2 protein-coding genes and 2 pseudogenes are annotated in these 4079 nt (G+C 48.1%); all 4 read left to right on the forward strand.

Features of this window, described 5'->3' with window-relative positions; genetic code table 11:
• Window positions 1-945, forward strand: a pseudogene (locus tag R7P72_RS23510) (MSHA biogenesis protein MshI); the annotation flags it as partial.
• Between the two features lie 231 nt (window positions 946-1176).
• On the forward strand, window positions 1177-2709 hold the full coding sequence (gene istA / locus R7P72_RS23515) for an IS21 family transposase (RefSeq protein ID WP_047112341.1): 1533 nt from the start codon (window positions 1177-1179) through the stop codon (window positions 2707-2709).
• Between the two features lie 10 nt (window positions 2710-2719).
• On the forward strand, window positions 2720-3460 hold the full coding sequence (gene istB, locus R7P72_RS23520; protein WP_228095351.1) for an IS21-like element ISVch3 family helper ATPase IstB: 741 nt from the start codon (window positions 2720-2722) through the stop codon (window positions 3458-3460).
• A gap of 445 nt (window positions 3461-3905) precedes the next feature.
• Window positions 3906-4079 (forward strand): annotated as a pseudogene (locus R7P72_RS23525) (alcohol dehydrogenase); the annotation flags it as partial.

Raw genomic sequence — 4079 nt, forward strand, 5'->3', positions numbered from 1 at the left:
TCTTGTTTTTTGGTTATTCAGCCAGACGCAGTTTATTTATCATCACCAGCTAAAAGTGGCCGTCCGTCTCAGTTTGAAATTTCTGAATCAAATTGGGAACGCGCTGTTGAGCAAGCGTTAAGCGTTGCCGCGAGCGCTTATGATTCTCTGACCGTAGTGCTGTCACACAACTACTATCAGATGTATCAAATCGACAAGCCAGCCATGCCACGCCAAGAGTGGTCGGCGGCGCTGCCGTTTTTACTCAAAGAGCTTATTTCTGAGCGTGCCATCGACATCATCGCTGATGCGGTAGAGCTACCAAACTCAAGTAAAGTGCAAGCTTATGTTTTATCACGAAAGATGCTTGATAAAATTGTGCTACTGGCTAGTCGTGCTCAATTGCCGTTAGAAGCGATCATTCCGGAAGATGATGTTTGGGGTGATACCGCTGGTGAACTTGGTAACTTTTTGTTGCTGCAACGTAGCGCGCGTGGGCATTTCCGCATCAGTGCTTTTGTTGAGCACACCATTGCATTCCATCGTTCGATTCGTAGCGTGACACCTCCTCTTACTGGCGTACCGTCAAGCGAGCTACAGATGGACAGTTTGTCTCTGGAGCTGCAACGTTCGATAGATTACCTCTCTGCTCAGCTTCGTCAGGTTCAGTTACACCAATTGAAAGTGTGCTGTGATGAAGAAGATGAGAACGAATTGGTTCAGTCGCTTAACTACCGCTTAAGCACCAAAGTATCGTCACTACTGCCTGAAGAACATGAACTCTCTGGTCATGTGCTTGCGGATGCGGCGGCGGCGTCTACAAATCGACGCGTCAATCTATATCCTGATCATTTAAAGCCGAAAAAAGATCTCCTTACGCTAAAAAATGTGGCGATTTCTTGGGGTGCGGCTGCGGCTGTGATTCTGTTGTCTTACGGCTACGTGTCTTGGCAAAGTGAAGGTTTGGTGCATATTTCGGAGCATTCCGATCAGTCATTTCGGGATTATCCGATCACCCATTTCGGTTTAAACCGATCACTGATTCCGCGATTATCCGATCACTTTTAGCCTAACTCCGAAATCAGTGATCGGAATAGCGAAAACCGCGATCGGAATGTCCGAAACCCTTCCTTTTTCTCTTTTAAATCAATAGCTCGCTATTCTTTACTTCTTAAACAAGAACGTAAGGAAGCGAACATGGCCAAAAAGAGAACTCCAATGAACAAAATCAAAGAGGTATTACGCCTTAAGTACGACTGCGGTCTCTCCAATCGCAGCATCGCTTCTTGCCTGAAACTCGGCCCCTCCACCATCTCGGAACTCCTGACTCGCTTTAAACAAAGCCAACTTGGTTGGCCTCTACCCGAAAGTTGCAGCGATGCTGATCTCACGCAAGCGCTGTATCACGGCAAGAAAGCCAGTCGCGATAAAGTCATGCCAGACTTCACGCAATACGCAGTCGAACTCAGACGTAAAGGCATGACGAAGATGTTGCTCTGGCAGGAATATCATGAGCAATATCAAGAGAAAGCTTACGCTTACACTCAGTTCTGCGAGCACTTCACTCGCTGGTTCAAAACCCAAAAGCGCAGCATGCGCCAGCTTCATGTGGCAGGTGATAAGCTGTTTATCGATTACTGTGGCCCTCGGCTTCAAGTGGTGAACCCTGATACAGGCGAAGTGCGCGAAGCCGAAGTGTTCGTGGCGACCTTAGGTGCATCCAATTACACCTATGTTGAAGCCTTCCCGAGTCAAGGTAAGTCTTACTGGTTAGAGGCGCATGCCAATGCGTTCGAGCACTTCGGTGGCGTCCCCCATCTCTTGGTTCCCGACAATCTGCGTAGCGCGGTCAGTAAAGCGAATCGTTATGAGCCAAGACTGAACGACAGCTATCAGAAACTGGCCAATCACTATCAAACCGCCGTGATGCCTGCTCGCCCTTACAAACCGAAAGACAAAGCCAAGGCGGAGAATGCGGTGCTCCTCGTCGAACGCTGGATCATGATGCGGCTTCGCCACCAAACCTTCTATACCTTCAAAGAGCTGAATCTCGCTATCCGAGCGCTGATGGATGAATTAAACCAACGTGAGATGAAACAGTATGGCGCGAGTCGCAAAGCCTTGTTCGAGAAACTCGATAAACCTGCATTAAAGCCGCTGCCCAAGCAGCGATACCTCTATACCGAAACGAGACAAGCCAAGGTTGGGCCTGATTATCACATCGAATATCGCCGTCACTACTACTCGGTTCCCCATCAACTGGTGGGTCACCACGTCGAGCTGGAAGCCTCCAACCGTCTGGTGCAGATCTACCATCAAGGTAACTTGATCGCCCAGCATCCACGCAGCCAAAGAGAGCGCGGAAACAGCACACAACCAGAGCATATGCCGAGTCATCATCAACATCAAAAGTGGTCGCCTGGACGCTTGCTCAACTGGGGCGCCAATATCGGCCCTGCCACCCGAGAAGTCGTCAATAAGATGCTGAACGCTAAACCTCATCCAGAGCAGGCCTATCGTTCCTGTCTGGGGTTACTCAACCTGAGTAAAACCCATGGCGAATCGCGCTTAGAGCAGGCCTGTAAAGATGCGCTGATGCTGACAAAACCGAACTACACCTTCATCAATAATCTGCTGAAAAACAATCGCGAGGGGCAACTGAGTAAAGATAAAGCGAATACACCGAACCTTGTTCACAGCAATGTTCGTGGCCCGAACTGTTATCACTAGGAGAAAGGATATGAACGCACTCAATGACCAACTCAAAACCCTGCGCTTAAGTCATGCGGCGAAAGCGTTAGAGCAGCAACAAGAGCAACTGACCACCTACGCAGAGCTGGACTTCGAGGAAAGGTTAAGCCTGCTTCTGGAAAGTGAAATCTTGAATCGTAATCAGAGCAAAATCCAACGCTTAAAACAACAAGCCAAGCTGAGAGTGGATGCTCAGCCGAGCCAACTCATCTACAAGGAGGGGCGAAACCTCAACCGCAAACAGATGAGCGAACTTCTGACGGGGAGTTATCTGCACAAGCACCAGAACATCTTGATCACAGGCCCAACAGGTGCAGGCAAAACCTATCTTGGCTGCGCTCTGGCAACCAGCGCCTGCGACCAACAGCAAACCGTCAGATACTACCGATTAACTCGCTTGCTCGATGACCTGACCGCAGGTCGTCTGGATGGTAGCTATCAAAAGCAACTTCAATCCCTCGCTAAAAAAGCGCTGCTTATCCTCGACGACTGGGGAATGGAAAAACTGACTCAAGAGCATGCGGGTCACTTGTTAGAAGTGCTTGAAGACCGTTACCAAAACAGCAGCACAATCGTCATCAGTCAGTTACCTGTAAAGGAGTGGTACAACATGATCGACAACGCCACCGTCGCAGACGCTCTCATGGATAGGCTGGTACACAATAGTCATCGAATAGAACTGGGCGGTGAGTCAATGAGAAAACTGGCGCAATCCGATCACTTAGAGTAAAAATAGGAAGAGAGAAAAACGGCAGGATCAGGTGATCGGAATAAACCGAAACGAGCGATCGCAATCACCGAAATACGCAAGATTCTTGTTGCTTTGGTTGACTTCTTTGAAAACGACAATAAATCATGATGCAACGTATTCTTATTTCTACTTTTGACTAAAACATCAGCAAACAAAGGGGGAGAGACGATTTTAGGGTTTTCGGCCTCAAAGTGACGGAGCACGTTTTGCTGCAATTTTCAATGTGATTTGTATGGACGGTGCAGATGGAATACCTATTGTGGTGGTCACTGTAGGAAAGAAAACATCCCCATTTTGTTTCTTAATTAGCTCAATGAGTTAATTAAGAAAAGGTAAACGACTCGATTGCGAATTTGTGAAGCCGCAAAGAAGAGTTGCCTGAAAAAACTACTAGACTAAATGCTCCAACTCAAAAGGAATTTGTATGTTGAAACATTGTTTGTATCGCAGTTACACCAAAGGGCTAAAAATCGCAGCGCATGTGCTGCCACTTCCACGGCCGACGCTGTTTTCTGGTTCGGGCGCCGTATCTGAGTTGTTGGAGGCGATATCTGATCTCGGTTTTCGACGTTTGTTGCTAGTGACCGATGAGGGATTC

It is taken from the genome of Vibrio sp. Vb0888 (genome assembly GCF_033338835.1).
GTDB classification, from domain to species: domain Bacteria; phylum Pseudomonadota; class Gammaproteobacteria; order Enterobacterales; family Vibrionaceae; genus Vibrio; species Vibrio alginolyticus.

Bases quoted from the DNA above. Each gene is read 5' to 3' on its own strand.
- istB (WP_228095351.1), top strand. From the start codon at position 2,720: ATGAACGCACTCAATGACCAACTCAAAACCCTGCGCTTAAGTCATGCG.
- istA (WP_047112341.1), top strand. From the start codon at position 1,177: ATGGCCAAAAAGAGAACTCCAATGAACAAAATCAAAGAGGTATTACGC.